We start from the raw sequence: 19,021 nt of genomic DNA on the forward strand, positions 1-19,021 counted from the left end.
CGACACAACGATGACGATGACGCCATGACGACCACCGAACCGGATCACCGCGTCCAACGAGCGCTGGTGGCGGCGATCGCCATCATCGCCACGCTGGCAGCGATCGCCATGGTCGCATTCTGGCCACGCGGCGACGCACCGAGCCTGACCGGCACCTCGGCCGACCTCGAGTACGTGACGGTGACGGTCACCTCGGTGGAGCGCGTCGACTGCGTCGATCCCCTCGAGGATCTGCCGACGACTTGCCAACGGGCCGACGTCGAGGTCACGTCGGGTTCGATCGAGGGCACCACCGGTGTCGTGCAGCGTTCATTGCTCGACCGGGCCGCCGCGGAATTCTCCCCCGGCGACCGACTCGTCGTGTCGTACAACCCGCTGGCTCCGGCCGAATACGCGTTGACGTTCTACGAATTCCAGCGGACCGCTCCCCTAGTGATCCTCACCGTCGTGTTCGTGCTCGCGGTCATCGCGTTCGGCCGGTGGAAGGGGCTGCGGGCGCTGGCGGGCCTCGTGGTGAGCCTCGGCGTCATCGTCGTGTTCCTCCTGCCGGCGCTGCTGCGCGGCTCGAACGCGGTCGGCGTGGCCCTCACCGCGGCGACCGTCATCGCGTTCGCTGCTCTCTACCTCGCCCACGGGGTCACGCTCACCACGACGGTCGCACTCCTGGGCACCCTCGCCGCGTTGTTGTTCATCACGTTCGCGACGTCGCTCGTGAGCGTCGCCGCGACCTTGACCGGGCTGTCGGAGTCCAGCCTGCAGACCCTCGCCGTGACCGCCGAGGGGGTGAATCCGCGCGACATCCTGCTCGCCGGCATCGTCATCGGAGCGCTCGGCGTCCTCGACGACGTGACCGTCACGCAGGTCTCCGCAGTGGCCGAACTCCGGCGGGCCAACCCGACGATGCCGCGCCGCGAGGTGTATCGAGCAGCCACCAGGATCGGACGCGACCACGTTGCCTCGACGGTCAACACGCTGGTGCTCGCCTACGTCGGTGCCGCACTCGCGCTGATGCTGTTCTTCTACCAGGAAGGCCGGGCGCTGTCGCTGGTGCTGACGAGCGAGGCCGTCGCCATCGAGATCGTGCGCACGCTCGTCGGCAGCATCGGCATCATCATGGCGGTTCCCCTCACGACCGGCCTCGCCGCGCTCGTCGCAGACTCGGTGCCACTCGATCCGTCCTACGGCCACTCCCACGCCCACGACCACTCCCACGACCTCGACCCACCCGTTCTGTAGGTAATTCCGGTTGCCATGACAACCGGAATTGCCTACAGAACCCCGGGACGGCGGCCGGGCCCAACCCCGGATCCGGCGGCCGGGCCCGCACGACGGTCAGGGGATCATTCGCCCCGACCAGGCCCACAGGCAATACATGATCATCGCCGCGGCCGACCCTGACGACACCACCCACGGCACCCAGCGTCGGTCGCCCGCCAGTCGCCGCTCAGCGACGGCGCACAGCGCGACGAGCGGGAACGCCGCGAGCACGTAGCGGCCGAGGGAGTCGATGTTGTTCGCCGCGAGCACCACGATCAGCGTCACCGCCACGTAGGCCCAGCCCGCCATCGGGACCCGCCGCCACGTCAACACCAGCACCGCGATCACCAACACCGCGAAGGCCAGGTTGAACGCATCGTCCGCGCTCCCGCCCGCAACGTCGATGGCCGCCTGGACGAGCCGGGTGAGCGGGTCTCGCCATCCGTCACGAAACTGACGCTGCGCCTCGAGGGGGTGTTCCCAGGTCCCGAACTCCGAGCGCAGCCACAGGAAATACGCCGCGAACCCTGCCGGCGGGCCGAGGATCGCGGCGGCGCGGCCCACCCAGTCCCGAAGGCTCCAACGCCGCTGCAAGCGGCGCAGCTCGCCGAAGTCGGTGAGCGCCGCGACGGCGAACACGACCGCGAGCGTCGCCCCCACCGACCGGGTGAGCCCGACGCCGACCCCACACAGCGCGCTCGCCCACCACCATCGCCGCCGGTACCACCACACCGCGGCCAACCCGAGCGCGATACCGAGCGATTCCGAGTACGTCCACACCAGCACCGGCGCCGCGGGGAACAGGGCCAACCACCACACCGAACGCGAGGCCAAGCGTTCGTCGCCGCTCAGGTCGGCCACGACGAGGTACATCAACCACAGCGCCACGAACGCCGCGACGTTCGCCACGAGCAGCAGCCCGACCTCGTCGCCACGGCTCGTCACCACCCCGGCGACGGCTCCGACCCAGCGGCCCAACAGGTGATAGAGAGGAAAGAACCGCTGGACCTCCGACGCGGTGCCCTCATATCCCACCGCAGCGAGTTCGCGGTAATAGGTACCGTCCCAGAGGAACAGCCCCCGATGACGTTGCGAGAACGACGTCGAAAAGCCCTCGAACCACGAGGTCGACGTGATCAGCCAGGCGATGCCGACCACCGCACGAGCCGTCAGCCAGGCGACCAATGCCCGCCGTGCGCCCGTGCCAAACGGGTGGTCAGATGTTCGGTCGATCGCAGCCATGGCGCCCACAAGTTAGCGCCGACACCTCGGCGCGCCGGGTGCCCGAAGGCGCAACTCTCGACCTCAGCCGAGGCGCTTGCGCGCACCTCGCACGATCGCCGACTGATACAACCCGGCGGGCAGGCGACTCATCAGGTCGAAGCCCTTGGCGTCGGGGCCGATGAGCGCGCGTCGCCGGTTGCGTTCGACCGCGGTGATGATCTGACGCGCCGCCTTGTCGGGCTTGGTCATCGCGATCTTGGTGAACTGCTTGTGCACCTCGTCGCGTCCACCGGCCACCGCTGCCGCCGAGTCGCTCATGCGGGAGTTCTTGGCGATGTTGGTCTTGATACCGCCTGGGTGGATCGTGGTCGCCGACACCGGCGCACCCTCGATCTCCAGTTCCATACGGAGCGCGTCGGTGAAGCCGCGCACCGCGAACTTTGCCGCGTTGTAGGCCGACTGGCTGGGCACGCTGAACAGGCCGAACACCGACGAGGTGTTGACGACGTGGCCGTCGCCGGATGCCTTGAGGTGCGGTAGGAACGCCTGGGTTCCGTGAACGACCCCCCAGAAGTTGATACTCATCAACCACTCGAAGTCCTCGATCGACATCTCGGAGATGTCGGCGCCGAGCGCAACGCCGGCGTTGTTGAAGATGAGGTTGACCGTGCCGAACTCCTCGGCCACGGCGTGTGCCCACGCAAATACCGCGTCGCGATCCGCGACATCGAGGCGGGTCGAACTCACCTTGGCTCCGAATCCCTCGCACAGCGCGACGGTTTCGGCCAGTCCGGCCTCGTCGATGTCCGACAGCGCCAGATGCGTGCCACGCTTGGCAAGGTCGAGGGCCAACGCTCGTCCGATTCCCGACCCTGCCCCGGTGATCGCGGCCACCTTGTTGCGAAACTCCTGCATGATTTCCTTTCGAGTTACGACGCGCCCGACGCTACGGCGCCGACCGGCTCGGACGTGGCGACCGCCGACGGCGTACAGGTCGAAAACACCATCGTGTCATCCTGAACTCCGCTCATCTTCAGATTCCGGTAGTCCTTCAGGTAGCTCTGGTGCAGCCGCCACGGCTCGCGTGAGCCTTGCTTGGGGAACGCTCCGGCGGTCCGCAACACGTATCCGGCGTCGAGGCCCAACAACGCATCGTCGCTGTGCAGTTCCGGGTGTTTGGACGGCATCGCCCGGGTGAATCCCCGCTCGCGCATGAAGCCCAACAACTTGGTGACGTATCCGGCGGTGAGGTCGGCCTTCAGGGTCCAACTGGCGTTGGTGTAGCCGATGATGACCGCGAAGTTCGGCACCCCTTCAAGCCCCATTCCCTTGTAGGACATTGTGTTCGCAATGTCGACCGCCTCGCCGTCGATGCTCAGTTCGACCCCGCCGATGAACAACAGGTCGAGGCCGGTCGCCGTCACGATGATGTCGGCGTCGAGGTGCTCGCCGGACTCCAACACGATGCCCGTCTCGTCGAACCGCTCGATGTGGTCGGTCACCACGTCCGCAGTTCCCTTGCGCAACGCCTTGAACAGGTCGCCGTCGGGCACCACACAGAATCGCTGATCCCACGGGTTGTACTTCGGCGTGAAGTGCTTGGCGACATCGTGGTCCGGAAGCGCCTGGGCGATGCGCTTGAGGAGCATCTTCTTCACCAGTTCCGGATGGCGGCGGCTGAGCCGGTAGAACGACTGGGTTCCCGTGGAATTCATCCACCGCAGGATCGTGCCGTGGGCGCGCTTGGGGGTGACCTTGCGCACGGTGGCGGTGAGCGGGTTCACCGCCGGCAACGACCCGATGTAGGTGGGCGAACGCTGCAGCATCGTCACCTTTGCGGCGGTGTCGGCCATCGACGGCACCAGGGTCACCGCCGTCGCCCCCGACCCGATGACGACGACCTGCTTGCCCGCATAGTCGAGGTCTTCGGGCCAGAACTGCGGATGCACGATCTGCCCCCCGAAGGTGTCCTGTCCCTCCCAGGTCGGGGTGTGGCCACGGTCGTATCGGTAGTACCCCGACGCCGACACGTAATAGGAGCACGTGAGATTGACGAGTTCGAGCGTGCCGTCGGCGGTGGTGTGTTCGGCCGTGATGTTCCACCGGTCGGTCGCGGTGTCGAAATCCGCGGCGATGATGCGGTGACGGAACCGGATCAAGCGGTCGACCCCATACTCCGCGGCGGTGTCGCGCAGGTACTCGAGGATGTGGCCTCCAGATGCGATCGACTCCTTGCGATTCCACGGTCGAAACGGGTACCCGAGGGTGAACATGTCGGAGTCGGACCGGATGCCCGGATAGCGAAACAGATCCCAGGTTCCGCCGAGATCGTCGCGCGCCTCGAACACGGCGAACGATGCCCACGGCGCCTCGCGCACGAGGTGGCAGGCCATGCCGATGCCGGACAGGCCGGCGCCCACCACGAGGACGTCGAGATGTTCGACCCCACCGGGCTGGCCTTCGTCACGTGCGGCGTCGGTGATGTCGATCGTGTCTGCGACGGTGTCGTCTGCGAGGTTGCTCATCGTTGGGTCCTCGTTTCTACGTGTGGTGCTCGGTCGATCGTGGAGGGACTGCTCAGGCGGCCTTGGCGGGCAGGACGTGGTTCAGCGAGCCATCGTCGCCGAAGAGCTTCTCGCGCCATTCGACCGTCAGGTGGTTGGTGTCTCGATCATCGGGATGGAACCCTCGGCGGTCGTATTCCTTGAGGATCTTCCACAGCCTCGCACTGACGATCGGCGAGCGCCTGAACGCCTTCCAGTCGCGGCGCAGACGCCGCAGGTCGCGCGACGCCGGATCTCGCAGGACCCCGAGCAGCATCGTGATCGTCGACGACAGGATGAACGCCACCCGGATGAAGCGCATCGACATGATGCGCAGGCGCTCGCTGCCGCCGACGGCGCGGTAGACATCGAACGCGACCGCCTTGTGCTCGGCCTCCTCAAGCGCATGCCACATGAACACCTCCTTCACCGCTGGATGCCCGAACATGTCGCGGAATTCGTCGCTCGACAGCAACTCCTCCGCGAGCGTCGCGGTGAAGTGCTCGAGCGCTGCGGTGATGGCGAGACACGAGATCGGCTTGGACACCTTCCAGCGGAACGCGAGCCCACGCTTGGTGATTTCCTCGATCCGGGTCGCCTTGTAGCCGAGTTCATCGAAGCGGCGATTCAGCACCCGATGTTCACGGCCGTGGATGGACTCCTGGCCGATGAAGCCCGCCACCTGCTTCTTGAGTACCGGATCGGTGATCTCCGATCGGAAGTGGCGCACCGACTTCACGAAGAAGTCCTCACCGTCGGGAAACACGCCGGACATGGCGACCCCCAGGTGCGACAAGAAGATGTTCTCGTCGCGCGCATAGTGGCGAGGGATGGTGCGCAGGCTCTCCTCGAACGACACGCGCCGAACGGGAATGTCGTGATCGGCGTTGCTGGTCTGGCGAACCAGCGGAGCGGTGGCGGCGGTCGCTCCGGTTGCCGAGGCGGCGGGGCCGTCGGCGGGTTGCCCGTCGGCGGCGAGATCGGTGTCGAGGTTGGTGTCGGTGCTGAGCGACATTTCGGCTCCTGGGGGATTCGGATCAGATGGGTGCAGTTGTTCGGCGAGGTGTGCCGAGGAGATCGACGTGGCGGGTCCGCCCAGAGGCGGCAAGCTATTGTCCACGGGAACACCTTAGAGGATTTGAGTGATTCTTTCAATCCCTCAATTATTGATGGGTGGTGCTACCCTGATTCGTATGACTGCGACCGTCTCGACGCTCACCAAGGGCGAGCAGACCCGTCAGACGATTCTCGATGCAGCGATCGTGCGTTTCGGACGCGACGGATACCGCGCGTCGTCGGTGGCCGACATCGCCCGCGACGCCGGCGTCGGCGGCACGGTCGCCTACGCCCACTTCGAGAACAAGGAATCGCTTTTCCTCGCTGCGCTCGACACCGACGCCGCGGCGGTCATCAACGAGGGCGTGTTGCACCTGCTCGACGAGGACCGCATCGAATGGCAGGAAACCCTGGTGCTCGCGCTGATCGACGCCATCGAACAGCACCCACTTGCGAAGCGGGTGCTGTCCGGACTCGAACCCCACGCGACCGATCGGGTCATCGAGATCCCCGCCCTCAACGAACTCCGGCGCACCGTGGCGGCCAGGCTCCGGGGACAACAACAGACCGGAATCGTTCGCACCGACGTCGACCCCGATGCGCTCGCGGATGGGTCGGTGGGCATCATCTTGTCGGTCCTCATGGCGGTGCTTCAGTTCGGCCCGATGGCCATCTCGACATTCGGCCCCGGCATCGTGGCGATGTTCGACGCCGCCCTGCTGCCGCCCGAGGCCTGAACGCCACCCCGACCCGGATCGACGACGCCACTGGCATCGAGGCACCTAGGGTTCTGCCATGTACCCGGGAGACTTCGCTCGAACCACACCAGACAAGGCCGCCATCATCATGGCCGCGACCGGTGCCGTCACCACCTACGCCGACCTCGACGAAAAGGCGAACCGGCTCAGCCACGTCCTCTACGACGCCGGGCTTCGGCCGGGCGATCACGTCGCGCTGTGCCTGGAGAACCACGAGGAGTTCTTCCCCATCATGTGGGGTGCGCACTACCTCGGGCTCTACTACACGGCGCTGAGCTCGCGGCTCACCACCGAGGAGATGGCCTACATCATCAACGATTGCGGCGCGAAGGCGTTCATCACCTCCGCCTACAAGGCCGACCAGGCAGCCGAGCTTCGCGACCAGATGCCGGAGGTTTCACTGCGCCTCATGATCGACACCGAACTCGAGGGCTACGACTCCTACGAAACCGCCGTCGCCGCGGCATCGCCCGAACCGCTCCCCGATCGAACCGAGGGCAACGACATGTTGTACAGCTCGGGCACCACCGGTCGGCCGAAGGGTGTGAAGGTGCCGCGTTCGGAGACCCCGCTCGGCGAGGTCGACGACGCCGTCACCTTCCTGTGCATGATGCTGTTCGGCGCGAACGCCGACACGATGTATCTGTCTCCGGCCCCGCTCTATCACGCCGCGCCGCTCCGCTACTGCCGCTCGGTTCAGCGACTCGGCGGCACCGTCGTGGTGATGGACAAGTTCGACCCCGAGGCCTACCTGCGCCTCGTCGAGCAGTACCGCATCACCTTCAGCCAAATCGTTCCGACGATGCTCATCCGCATGCTCAAGCTCCCCGCTCAGGTCCGCGAGCGCTACGACGTGTCGAGTCTGAACTGCATGGTGCACGCGGCGGCGCCGATGCCGGTCGCGGCCAAAGAACAGGGTATCGAGTGGTTCGGCCCCGTCATCCACGAGTACTACGCCGGCACGGAGGGCAACGGATTCGTCTACACGAACTCCGAGGACTGGTTGGCCCATCGCGGCACGGTCGGAAAGGCGGTGGTGGGCGCGATCCACATCGTCGGCGACGACGGCGAAGAGGTCCCAACCGGCGAATCGGGCACGATCTACTTCGAGTCCGAGGCGCTGTTCGAGTACCACAACGACCCGACCAAGACGGCTGACTCACGTGATCCCAAGGGTCGAGGCTGGACGACCCTCGGCGATGTCGGCCGGCTCGACGAGGACGGGTTTTTGTATCTCACCGACCGCAAGGCGTACATGATCATCACCGGCGGGGTGAACGTGTATCCGCAGGAGGCGGAGAACCTGCTCGCGCTGCACCCGAAGGTGGCCGACGCCGCGGTCTTTGGGGTCCCGAACGAGGACTTCGGCGAGGAGGTCAAGGCCGTGGTGCAGCCGGCCGAAGGCGTCGACGGGAGCCCGGAACTCGAAGCCGAACTCATTGCCTACTGCAGAGAACACCTCGCGGATGTGAAGTGCCCCCGCACGGTCGACTTCCGCGACGAGCTCCCGCGGCATCCGACCGGGAAGCTCTACAAACGCGTCCTTCGCGACGAGTACTGGGCCGAGGCCGGCCGCACCATCTAACCGCACGACCTGACCGCCCCAGCCCGACCACCCCAGCCTGTTTCCCGATAACCAGTGGTCGTGATCACGACCACTGGTTATCGGGAAACAGGCGGTAGGCCGGAGAACGGCGATTGGAGACGACCGATGTCCAAGAAGCGTCCCGATGACGACCTCCCCCGCCGCAAGCGCCGCGTTCCGGCGTGGTGGGCGGATGCCAAGCTCGGCATCTTCGTGCACTGGACACCGGCGTCGGTGCCAGGGTTCGCACCGACCGGGCGCGACATCGGCAGCCTCATGGTCGATCCGGGACCGCATCCGCTCAGCGAGATCCCGTATTCGGAGTGGTACGAGAACTCGTTGCGTTTCGAGAACAGCTCGGTCGCCCGGTTCCATCGTGAGCACTACGGCTCGCGGCCCTACCGCGCCTTCGCCGACGAGTTCGTGGCTGGCCTCGAACGGTGGGACCCAACCGCCTGGGCGCGAACTTTCGCCGCCACCGGCGCCCGCTACGTCGTGTTGGTCACCAAGCACCACGACGGCTGGTGTCTGTGGCCCTCTGAGGTCACCAACCCCCATCGTGTCGGATGGCAGTCGCAACGCGATCTCGTCGGCGAGCTCGCCGAGGCGGTTCGCGGCGAGGGAATGCGTTTTGGCGTCTACTACTCCGGCGCGTACGACTGGAGTTTCGACGATTCCGCCATCGGAACGGTCGGCTCCGGACTTCGCGCCATTCCGGGTGGCGAGTACGTCGACTACGCCGAGGCCCACGTGCGCGAACTCATCGACCGCTACCGGCCATCGGTGCTGTGGAACGACATCGGCTGGCCGGCGCCGAAGGCGCGGCTCGACGAGTTGTTTCGCTACTACTTCGCAGCGGTTCCCGACGGCGTCGTGAACGACCGGTGGATGCCGACCGGTCGTCTGCTCAAACTTGCGGCCAACCCGCGCCTCAGCGGTCTGGTCGACCGTGCGCTCCGGGCCAGCGCCGAGAAGTCCGGCGGCCTCGTCCCACCCGAGCCGCCGTTCTACGGATACCAGACCCCCGAGTTCGTCGAGTTCGATGAGATTCGCTCGACGCCGTTTGAGATCGTGCGCGGGTTCGACCGGGGGTTCGGGTACAACCAGACGTCGACCGAGGACGACTTCATCTCGCGCCGCGACCTCGAACTGCTCCTCGTGGGAGCGGCGGCAACGGGCGGCAATCTCATGGCGAACGTCGGACCGCGCGGCATCGACGCGTCGATCCCCGAGGAACAGATGCGACGACTGCGCTGGCTTGCGGAGATCGAACCACTCATAGCCATGGCGCTGCGCGACACCCGACCGTGGGTTATCCCCAAGTTCTGCGATCCCCACGGGACCGAGGTGCGTTTCGTGGCCCGCGGCGAATCGGTGTTCGCGTGGATCTGGCCAAGCCGTACGACCACCGACGGCGCCGCAGCGGAAACCACCACGGGTTCCTTGGTGCTGCCGCTCCGCGCCACGGCGCGCACGAGGCTGCTCGTCGCGGACCCCGACGAGCGTACCGTCGACGGTTCCCCAAGCGATGGGATCGCCTGGTGTCCCCTGTCGATCGACACCGTCCATCTCGGCTCACGCATCGTCGTGCCGAACGACGTGATGACACCCCCAGCGACCGACGACCCCCGACCGAGGGTCCTTCGCGTCGACCACGCGGTAGCGATGCCATTCAGCTGATCACTCTGCCGCCTCGATCATCGGAGGCAGCCGAAGCGACGAGCCTGTAGCTTCGGCGCGCACAGGCGCACCGCCCCTCCGAGGGTGGGGCATCTCGGGGGATGGCTGCGCCGGCGACCACGATCGGGGTGACGTGTTGGACGCGACGACTACCAAGGAACGGAACGCGAAGAACCGGCTTCGTTGCTCGATCCGCGTGACGGTGACGTTCACGATCGTCGCGGTCCTCGCAGCGTGCGTTCCGCCGTCGCCGCCCGACCTGTCGGACACCACCGGCGAGTACGGCGTGGTGGTGACCCGCAACCTTGAGATTCCCCTCGCGGATGGGCGCGTGCTTCGCGCCGACCTCTACTCCCCGACCGATCCACTCACCGGGGTTCCCGCCCCCGGGCCCTTTCCCGTCATCATCGGGTTTACCCCATACGGCAAGTCGGGCGCGGCCACCTCACCGACCGGCTCCGACGGGGTCAACCTGTCGCTCGTGCGCCACGGCTACCTGGCGGCCGCGGTCGACATTCCCGGCACCGGGGCATCGGATGGAGCATTCGACCTGTTCGACCATCACGAAGCGGTCGCCGGCGCTGAGGTGGTCGACTGGGCGGCGCAACTCCCGCGTTCGAACGGCGCAGTCGGGATGCTCGGCCTTTCCTACATGGCGATCGTTCAACTGTTCACCGCTGCCGAGGTCGGGCCGGATTCGCCGCTCAAGGCGATCTTTCCGATGGCGGCAACGGTCGACCCGTATCGGGATCTTTACACCAGCGGCGGTGCCCTCAACGTTCTGTCTCCCCTCGGACTGTTGTTCGGATACGGAATCACCCGCTCGGTCACACCGTTCACCGAACTCTGGAACGATCCGATCGCCGCGCTTCGTCACGCCGGCAGCAACTTCGGCCGTCTCGGCGAGTTCGAAGCGGTCATGGCCGACGACATGTTCAACAACGGCCCGCGCCGGTACGACGGCGAGTGGTGGGACCAACGACGACCTGGCCGAATCCTGCAGCGCATCGCCGACAACGGTGTTGCGGTCTACGTCGTCGGCGGGCTGTACGACGTCTTCCAGCGCGGCGAGCCGCTCATCTACAGCGGCCTGCAAAACGCGTGGTCCGGCCGCGACGTCGAGGCTCCCATGGCTCCCGACCAGCCGGTTTCCGATCGTTTCCAATTGCTGACCGGCCCCTGGACCCACGGAACGATCGGCGACGGCCTCGACATGACCGCAATCCAACTCTCCTGGTTCGACCGATGGCTGAAGGGCCGCAACGATTCGACCCATCCGTTGACGTCGCCGGCCGCGTCCCCCGCAGCGCCGCTGCACGTCGTGGAGCCCGGCGGCGCCAGTTACGACGCATCGACCTATCCGCTCGACGATGCCCGCACCGAACGGCTGTGGCTGCGCGAGCACGGAGGCCTCGCAACGGGCGGTCCCGAGGCCCCCGAGCCCGACGACGTCATCTATTACTCCCCGCTCGCCGACCCCTGCACCGCTTCGACGACGCAGTTCGCCGCCGGACTGTTCGCCGAGTGCCTCGCCCCGGTTCGACGGTCGACCACCGGAAACGAGGCCACCTACACCACGCCGCCCCTGGAGGATCCGGTCCAGCTCGCCGGGCCGATCGGCCTGACGCTGAGCGCGTCGTCGACAACCTCCGAGACGCTGTTTTCGGTCACCGTCGAAGACGTCGCAGCCGACGGCACCTCGACGACGTTGACCGGCGGAGCACAACTCGGTTCGCTCCGAGCGCTCGACCCGGACCGATCCTGGTGGAACGAACTCGGCGGCGTGACCAAGCCGCACCTCATCTCCACCCGCGCTGTCTCCCAGCCGGTGCCCCGAGGCGTCCCGGTCACCTACCACATTGAGGTTCGCCCGGCATTCGCCACCCTCGAAGCGGGCCACCGCCTCCGCCTGCGGATCTCGACAGTCGATTTCCCGCATCTGATCCCGCTCGGCGAGTTCCCCCAACTCCTCGGCGGCCGATACCGGTTGCACCACAGCCCGGCGACCCCGTCGTTCATCGATCTCTCGGTGCGGTAGCCGTCGTCCGCCGTCCGCCGTCTGGGACGGACCGCACGCTTTCTGCCCGAGTCTGGCCCGACAAGTCGCCTCGGGTGGTTGCGGACGGGCGCCACGAAACGACCGGCGGCTACGATCGGGCCCGTCACGTCCAGTCATCGCCTGGGAGGAAAGCCGGTCAGAGTCCGGCGCTGTCCCGCAGCCGTAGGTCATGTCGTCCCAGCGACGATGCGACGAGTCGGAATGCTCCCGCGATGTGTCGCTTCGAGATCCGTCGTGGAGAACGGATGCCGAAGCCCTGAGGTCCGCGAATGCGAGCCTTCGGGCCATCGGCCGGAGGTTCCAACATGCTTTTCAGTCCGCAACGAAGACTCGCACGCTCACGTGTTGCGGTCGCCGGCGCCGTGGCGTCGGTCGTCGCCGTGACCGCGGCGGTCACCGTCCCACCCTTGTTGTCCGATGCCGCTGCAGCACCGGCGGCCCCCTCCGCCGAGGCCCACGCCGCGATCGACTGGCTCGGCACGCAGCTCGACAACCACCACGGTTCGATGCCGGCATCGTTCGGCGAGGGCAGCGACTGGGGACTCACCGCCGACGTCATCCTCGCATTCGCCTCGGCCGGTCGTTCGACCGACGCTGCAGCGCAGCGAGCGCTCGACCGACTCACCGAAAACGCCGTCGTCTACACGACCTGGGACGACATCATGCCCGACGACCACGTCCGCCTCGCTGGCCCGACGGCCAAGATGCTGTTGGCGCTCACGGCCGGTGGACGTTCGTCGGTCGTCGAAGGCGTCGACTTCGAAGCGGAGTTGCGCGGCCTGGTCACAACGTCGGGAATCCAGCGAGGTCGCGTGTCGGATCGAGTGCCGAACCCCGCGTGGAACGCCGCGAACGGATTCGGTCAGGCCTTGGCGATCCTGGCGCTGGAGACCACCCCCGGCCGATCCCCCGACTCCGCAGTTCGGTTCCTGATCGCGCAGCAATGCCCTGCCGGAGGGTTTCGCCTGAACTACTCGACCACGGCCGCCTGCGCGAACGACGCCGAGGCCGACACCGACGCGTCGGGTCTGGCGCTTTCCGCGCTGCTCGCCGTCGAACGCACCCCCGAGGTCAGCGCCTCGCTCAGCCGCGGCACCGCGTGGCTGTTGGGCAAGCAACAAGGCGATGGATCCTTCGGGGGCACCGGACCGGCCGCTGCCGCGAACACGAACAGCACCGGAATCATCGCCCAGTTTCTGAGGGCGGCGGGCCATCTTCAGGCCGCCGACCGGGCTGCCGTATGGATCACCGGATGTTGCACCGTCACGACCGCGACTGCTGCCGGCACCGCACTCGTCAGCCAACTCGGGGCGATTGCCTACTCGCCCGCAGCATTTGCCGCCGGAACGGCCGACGGCATCACGACCCAATCCGGCGACCAATGGCGTCGCTCCACCACCCAGGCGGTCCTGGCGCTCGGGCTCGCACCCTACGGTCGCGTCGACGTCACGCCGATCGTCGACTCGCCCACCTCGAGCACCGCGGCTCCCACGACCTCGTCGAGCACCACCGCGTCGAGCACGACGAGCACGTCCAGCACCACCGCGTCGAGCACGACGAGCACCTCGGCCTCGTCGACCACCTCGACCTCGTCGAGCACCACGGAAGCAACAACCACAACTGCGGCGACCACCTCGACCACCTCGACTCCCACGACCTCATCGGTGCCGACCAGCGTGCTGGGACAACAGGTGTCCCGCAACGAACCGCCGGCCGCGACGAGCGGCTCAACCTTCGGGTCGAACCGTGCCTCCTCGGGCACCGACGGAGCAGGCGGCGCGAGTCGACTCGCCACCACGGGGTCCAACGTCGCCGGGCTTCTCAGCCTCGCCGCCGGAACGATCCTGCTGGGCACCGCCGTGTTGAGTCGTCGCCCGAAGGTCGCTCGGTGAGCGGCCGCCCATCGAGGACCGCGTCGAGGACCGCGTCGGTCACCGCGATGGTAACCGCGGCGGTCACCGCCTTCATCGCCGCGTTGACGATGCCGCTCCTCGCCGACGCCGCCGCGGCCGAACCGGTTCATGCACAGGCTTGGACCGATGGCGCGTGCGCGACGGCGGCAGGCGTGACGGTCGTCATCGACTTCGGTGACCTCGGTGGTGGGGTTCACGTGCGCTGCGCACCCGGAGCGGTGAGTTCCGGGTTCGATGCACTCAACAAGGTCGGCGTCGAGTTCCGCACCGCGATCCGCCAACCCGGGTTCCTCTGCAGAATTGCCGGGCAGCCAGCGGACGACCCGTGCATCGACACCTCGCCTGCCTCGGCCTACTGGTCCTATTGGCTGGCCCCTCGCGGTGGCGCGTGGTGCTACAGCAACTGGGGCGCCGGAACCCGGGTTCCACCGCAAGGGTCGGTGGAAGGATGGTCCTTCTCCCGCGGTCAGACGAGTTCGAACGTTCCGCCGCCGGGCCTGGCACCGCCAGCACTCGCCGGCGCAACCGCCCCGGCACTGGCAGCCAGCGATTGCGATCCGAAGCCCTCCGCTCCGAAGGCGCCGGTCGGGACCGACAGCTCTGCAAACGCGACCACCGCCCCGAACACCACCGCGAAGGCACCGGTCACGGCCGTTCCCAACGGATCCAACGGATCCAACGGCTCAATCAACTCACCCGCGGCGGCAAACACGGCTCCAAATGCAGCGCCCTCGGCAAATTCCGCTGGCACCGCCCGCGGGGCGACCACGCCGCCGGCACCGCCCGGATCCGATTCCGGTCCGGGCGCCCAGACCCCAGCATTGGCCGAGCCGAACCCTGTCGCCGAGGTCGAGGCTCAGGTAGCGGCCGAGACGACCGTTCCCGCCGAGGATTCGAACGGCTCCACCGATCCGACCGACTCCACATCACCACCGGACTCGACCGGCAGCGACGACAACGACGACCGCGCCGCCGGCGCACCGATCGAGTTGTCGGCAGGCACCGATCGTGGTTCGCCGGTCGGCGTCGCCGTCGGCGGATCGCTCATTGCGGCGATGGGGCTGGTCGCGCTCGTGTTGAGGAAGCGTGGCAGAGCGCACTAGCCCTCCACCGGTTTCACCCCCCGCCGCAAGTCGCACTGCATTCCGCACCGTGTTTCGTCCTGCGTTTCGCACTCCGGTACGGCTCCGTCGCGATCTGCACCCCGGCGCCTGGTGGATCTGGGCGCTCGCAATGGCAACGGCCACGACCCGCACGACCAACCCACTCCTCATCGGCCTCACCCTCGCGGTCGTCGCGCTCGTGGTGTCCGAACGACGCAGCGATGCGCCGTGGGCCAAGGGATTCGGGGCCTATTTCGCGTTCGGCCTCGTCATCATCGGGATCCGCTTGGTCTTTCGGATGTTCCTCGACGGCCAACACGGAACGCACATCCTGTTCACCCTTCCCGAGATCCCGTTACCGGAGGCTGCCGCCGGGATTCGCATCGGAGGCCCGGTCTCCCTCGAAGGCATGCTGGCCGCACTCTACGACGGGCTCCGGCTCGCCACGATGCTGATCTGCATCGGGGCCGCGAACGTCCTCGCCAATCCGAAACGCCTGCTCAAGTCGGTGCCGAGCGCGCTCTACGAGGTCGGCTCGGCGATCACCGTTGCGCTCAGCGTTGCACCACAACTCGTCGAAAGCGGCCGCCGCGTCGCCCGCGCGCGGCGACTTCGCGGCGAGGTGGGGCGGCGAACCCACTGGGTGCGCCAGGTCGCCATCCCGGTCATGACCGATGCCCTCGACCGCTCTCTCGCCCTCGCCGCCGCCATGGATTCGCGCGGCTACGGCCGCACCGCCGGGGCCAGCCGCGGGTCGCGCCGGGTGACCGGAGCACTCATGTTGGTCGGCCTCGCGGGGCTGTGTGCCGGAACCTACGGCCTGCTCGACACCACCGCATTCGGCCCACTCACCGCCCCCATGCTCATCGGCGGTGTGGCCGCGTGTGCCGCCGGGATCCGGGCCAGCGGATCGCAGGTCCAGCGAACCCGCTATCGGCCCGACCCGTGGGCCCTCCCGGAGTGGGGGGTCGCCGCAGTCGGCACCGGCGTCGCCGTCGTCATCGTCGTCACCTCGTCGATCGATCCGAACCAGCTCAATCCGTCCCTGCAACCACTCGTGTGGCCGAGCCTGCCTCCGATACCGACGATCGCCATTCTGTGCGGTGCACTCGCCGCCGTCATCGCTCCACCCCCCGCCTGGGCGAGCCGGTCGACCGGATTCGACCTCGACGACGACGCCGACCTTGGCACCCACGCCGGGGTCTCGACCCCCGATCAACTCGCCGCCCTGCTACGCCCGAAGGTCTCGCGATGATCCGCTTCGACCACGTCTCGGTCACCTATCCCGACACCGACGGACCGACACTTCGCGACGTCTCACTGACGATCGCCGAGGGGGAGCTGTGCGTCGTGATCGGCTCCACGGGAGCCGGCAAGTCGACCCTGCTCGGAGCGATCAACGGCCTGGTGCCCCACTTCACCGGCGGACTCTTGTCGGGAACGGTGACCGTGAACGGAAAAGGCACCCGAACCCACCCGCCTCGCGAGCTGGCAGAGGTCGTCGGCGTCGTCGGACAGGATCCGCTCGCGGGGTTCGTCACCGACATCGTCGAAGACGAGCTCGCCTACGGGATGGAACAGCTCGCCATCGGTCCTGACGTGATGCGTAAGCGGGTCGAGGAGACACTCGACCTGCTCGGAATCGCGGATCTGCGCCACCGTGCGCTGCGCACGCTGTCGGGGGGCCAGCAACAGCGGGTCGCGATCGGCTCGGTGCTCACCAACCATCCGAGCGTCATCGTGTTGGATGAACCCACATCGGCCCTCGATCCGACGGCGGCCGAGGATGTCCTGGCCACCGTGACCCGCCTGGTTCATGACCTCGGGGTCACGGTCGTCATGGCGGAACACCGTCTCGAGCGGGTCATCCACTATGCGGACAGCGCGCTGTATCTCTCCGGCGACGGCCGGGTCGTCGCCGGCACGCCAGCGGAGGTCCTCGAGATCTCCACGATTGCACCCCCGATCGTGCACCTCGGCCGGTTGGCCGGATGGTCGCCGCTTCCGCTGTCGGTGCGCGACGCGCGCCGAGCGGCCGCTCCGCTGCGCGATCGCCTGGGCGCCACGGCTCCCCCAGAACGTCGACCGACGACGGCGGAGGTGGCTCCGATCGCAAGTCGACCGCCCAGCGATGCGACCGCGGTGACCATGTCCGGGCTCACGGTCGTCTTCGGACGGACCACCGCGGTGAACCAGGTCGACCTGTCGCTCTTCGACGGTGAGATCGTCGCGCTGATGGGGCGCAACGGATCCGGTAAGTCGACGCTGATGTGGGCGCTGCAAGGCAGCGGCCACCGGACCCGAGGCACCGTCGGGGTGCGCCGCGATGACGGTACGGAGGTCGACACCGACCGACTCTCCCCCGCCGAGGCCCGCGCACTCGTGGGGCTCGTCCCACAAAACGCCGCCGACCTGTTGTATCTCGACACCGTCGCTCAGGAATGCGCACAGGCCGACCTCGACGCCGAACGTGAGACGGGAACGTGCGACGACCTCCTGGCGCGCCTGGTGCCCGGCATCGATCGCAGCAGCCACCCCCGCGACCTGTCCGAGGGGCAGCGACTTGCGCTCGTCTTGGCCATTCAGCTCACCGCCTCACCGCGAACCGTGTTGCTGGACGAGCCGACCCGGGGCCTCGACTACAACGCCAAGGAGAACCTGACGCGGATCCTTCGCGAACTCGCCGAGGCCGGCCATGCGGTCATGGTGTCGACTCACGACGTCGAATTCGTCGCGGCGAGCGCAGACCGGGTCGTCGTCATGGCTCAGGGTGAAATCGTGGCCGACGGACCGACCGTGGACGTCATCGTGTCCTCGCCGGCATTCGCTCCACAGGTGGCCAAGGTCCTCGCACCTCAGCGCTGGCTGACGGTCGGGGAGGTTCGTGGGGCGCTCGCGGCGAACGGGCCGCCCGAGTCGCCGGCTCCCACCGGACCGATCCCCGGGGCGGCGCCATGACCGCCCCGGCGCTTTCGACGCGGGCCGCTTCGGGCCTTGCGGGGTCGCGGCTCCGGGTGCGCTCGGCGGTCGTCCTCGCCGTCGCTTCTCTGGCCGGACTGTCCATGTTCCTGTGGCCGTTGCTGTTGCAGGCACCAGCGGAGGCCGGCCACAACACCGACGCGCCGTTCGTGTTCATCGGCATCCTTCCCGTGCTGCTCGCCGTCGTGCTCACCGAGTTGCACACCGGTGGCATCGACACCAAGTCGCTCGCGATGCTCGGCGTGTTGTCCGCCATGGGCGCAGCGCTTCGGCCCATGGGTGCTGGACTCGCCGGCATCGAGACCGTCTTCTTCCTGCTGATTCTCGCCGGGCGGGTCTATGGCCCGGGTTTCGGCTTCGTCCTCGGCAGCACCACGTTGTTCGCCTCGGCGATCATCACGGGCGGCATCGGCCCGTGGCTCCCGTTCCAGATGTTGGGTTCGGCGTGGGTCGGCCTCGGCGCCGGGCTGTTGCCACGACGGGTTCGCGGACGCTCGGAGATCGCCATGCTGTGCGCCTACGGAGCGGTGGCGGCCTACGTGTTCGGGTTCTTGTTGAACATGTGGTTCTGGCCGTACGCGATCGGCGCGGACACCGAGTTGTCGTTCGTCCCCGGCGACGCGGTGTTGTCGAACCTGCACCGCTTCGTGCTGTATTCGCTGGCGACGTCGACCTTCGGTTGGGACACCGGCAGGGCGATCACCAACATCATCGCCATCAGCGTCGTCGGTCCGCCGGTGCTGTTGACCCTTCGTCGAGCGGCCCGCAAGGCCGCCTTCGGCGCCCCAGTCGAGTTCGTTTCCTCGCCCGACGCGAGTTCTGGGCGCGTCAGCCGGTGGGATGTTTCCCGCCGACGCGCCCCCA

The 19,021-nt window shown here is 67.5% G+C and carries 14 protein-coding genes and 1 riboswitch; of the genes, 10 read left to right on the forward strand and 4 right to left on the reverse strand.

Going from position 1 to position 19,021, the window contains the following annotated elements:
* Positions 1–24: 24 nt before the first annotated feature.
* Positions 25–1,236: a YibE/F family protein gene (locus M9952_15755; GenBank protein ID MCO5314377.1), complete on the forward strand. Its 1,212-nt coding sequence runs from the start codon at positions 25–27 to the stop codon at positions 1,234–1,236.
* Positions 1,237–1,332: 96 nt separating this feature from the next.
* Here M9952_15755 and M9952_15760 read toward each other — a convergent pair whose 3' ends face one another.
* The 4 genes from M9952_15760 to M9952_15775 form a co-directional block, all read right to left on the reverse strand.
* Entirely contained in the window at positions 1,333–2,499 is a 1,167-nt protein-coding gene (locus tag M9952_15760; protein MCO5314378.1) for a hypothetical protein, read from the reverse strand.
* Between the two features lie 63 nt (positions 2,500–2,562).
* Positions 2,563–3,396 (reverse strand): SDR family NAD(P)-dependent oxidoreductase, encoded by an 834-nt coding sequence (locus M9952_15765; GenBank protein ID MCO5314379.1) that lies wholly within the window; start codon positions 3,394–3,396, stop codon positions 2,563–2,565.
* A 14-nt stretch (positions 3,397–3,410) separates the two neighbouring features.
* The gene (locus M9952_15770; protein MCO5314380.1) at positions 3,411–5,006 is read right to left on the reverse strand and encodes an NAD(P)/FAD-dependent oxidoreductase; all 1,596 of its coding nucleotides are present in this window, start codon (positions 5,004–5,006) and stop codon (positions 3,411–3,413) included.
* A 52-nt stretch (positions 5,007–5,058) separates the two neighbouring features.
* Positions 5,059–6,144 (reverse strand): metal-dependent hydrolase, encoded by a 1,086-nt coding sequence (locus M9952_15775; GenBank protein MCO5314381.1) that lies wholly within the window; start codon positions 6,142–6,144, stop codon positions 5,059–5,061.
* A 73-nt stretch (positions 6,145–6,217) separates the two neighbouring features.
* On the opposite strand from M9952_15775, the gene M9952_15780 reads away from it, so the two are divergent.
* From M9952_15780 to M9952_15820, 9 genes are all read left to right on the forward strand, one after another.
* Complete coding sequence (locus tag M9952_15780) at positions 6,218–6,817, forward strand: TetR/AcrR family transcriptional regulator (GenBank protein ID MCO5314382.1); 600 nt, start codon at positions 6,218–6,220, stop codon at positions 6,815–6,817.
* 58 nt (positions 6,818–6,875) lie between these two features.
* The gene (locus tag M9952_15785; GenBank protein ID MCO5314383.1) at positions 6,876–8,423 is read left to right on the forward strand and encodes an AMP-binding protein; all 1,548 of its coding nucleotides are present in this window, start codon (positions 6,876–6,878) and stop codon (positions 8,421–8,423) included.
* 126 nt (positions 8,424–8,549) lie between these two features.
* A complete protein-coding gene (locus M9952_15790) occupies positions 8,550–10,103 on the forward strand; it encodes an alpha-L-fucosidase (GenBank protein MCO5314384.1) in 1,554 nt (517 codons plus the stop codon).
* Between the two features lie 133 nt (positions 10,104–10,236).
* Positions 10,237–12,141: a CocE/NonD family hydrolase gene (locus tag M9952_15795; GenBank protein ID MCO5314385.1), complete on the forward strand. Its 1,905-nt coding sequence runs from the start codon at positions 10,237–10,239 to the stop codon at positions 12,139–12,141.
* Between the two features lie 109 nt (positions 12,142–12,250).
* Positions 12,251–12,390, forward strand: a riboswitch (cobalamin riboswitch).
* A 77-nt stretch (positions 12,391–12,467) separates the two neighbouring features.
* Positions 12,468–14,054, forward strand: a complete 1,587-nt coding sequence (locus M9952_15800) for a hypothetical protein (protein MCO5314386.1) — start codon at positions 12,468–12,470, stop codon at positions 14,052–14,054.
* The gene (locus M9952_15805; GenBank protein ID MCO5314387.1) at positions 14,051–15,178 is read left to right on the forward strand and encodes a hypothetical protein; all 1,128 of its coding nucleotides are present in this window, start codon (positions 14,051–14,053) and stop codon (positions 15,176–15,178) included. The genes M9952_15800 and M9952_15805 overlap by 4 nt, the downstream gene beginning before the upstream one ends.
* A 49-nt stretch (positions 15,179–15,227) precedes the next feature.
* Positions 15,228–16,433, forward strand: coding sequence for a hypothetical protein (locus M9952_15810; protein MCO5314388.1), 1,206 nt, complete (start codon positions 15,228–15,230; stop codon positions 16,431–16,433).
* Entirely contained in the window at positions 16,430–18,136 is a 1,707-nt protein-coding gene (locus M9952_15815; protein ID MCO5314389.1) for an ATP-binding cassette domain-containing protein, read from the forward strand. Before M9952_15810 ends, M9952_15815 begins: the two co-directional genes overlap by 4 nt.
* A partial coding sequence (locus tag M9952_15820) for an ECF transporter S component (protein ID MCO5314390.1) occupies positions 18,133–19,021 on the forward strand: 889 nt, incomplete at its 3' end. The genes M9952_15815 and M9952_15820, both read left to right, overlap by 4 nt.

The organism is Microthrixaceae bacterium (genome assembly GCA_023957975.1).
Classification (GTDB): Bacteria; Actinomycetota; Acidimicrobiia; order Acidimicrobiales; family Microtrichaceae; genus JAMLGM01.

What these genes read in the sequence shown, in the direction of transcription:
- M9952_15755 (MCO5314377.1), top strand. Translation starts at nt 25, where the DNA reads ATGACGACCACCGAACCGGATCACCGCGTCCAACGAGCGCTGGTGGCG.
- M9952_15760 (MCO5314378.1), bottom strand. Translation starts at nt 2,499, where the DNA reads ATGGCTGCGATCGACCGAACATCTGACCACCCGTTTGGCACGGGCGCA.
- M9952_15765 (MCO5314379.1), bottom strand. Translation starts at nt 3,396, where the DNA reads ATGCAGGAGTTTCGCAACAAGGTGGCCGCGATCACCGGGGCAGGGTCG.
- M9952_15770 (MCO5314380.1), bottom strand. Translation starts at nt 5,006, where the DNA reads ATGAGCAACCTCGCAGACGACACCGTCGCAGACACGATCGACATCACC.
- M9952_15780 (MCO5314382.1), top strand. Translation starts at nt 6,218, where the DNA reads ATGACTGCGACCGTCTCGACGCTCACCAAGGGCGAGCAGACCCGTCAG.
- M9952_15785 (MCO5314383.1), top strand. Translation starts at nt 6,876, where the DNA reads ATGTACCCGGGAGACTTCGCTCGAACCACACCAGACAAGGCCGCCATC.
- M9952_15790 (MCO5314384.1), top strand. Translation starts at nt 8,550, where the DNA reads ATGTCCAAGAAGCGTCCCGATGACGACCTCCCCCGCCGCAAGCGCCGC.
- M9952_15800 (MCO5314386.1), top strand. Translation starts at nt 12,468, where the DNA reads ATGCTTTTCAGTCCGCAACGAAGACTCGCACGCTCACGTGTTGCGGTC.
- M9952_15815 (MCO5314389.1), top strand. Translation starts at nt 16,430, where the DNA reads ATGATCCGCTTCGACCACGTCTCGGTCACCTATCCCGACACCGACGGA.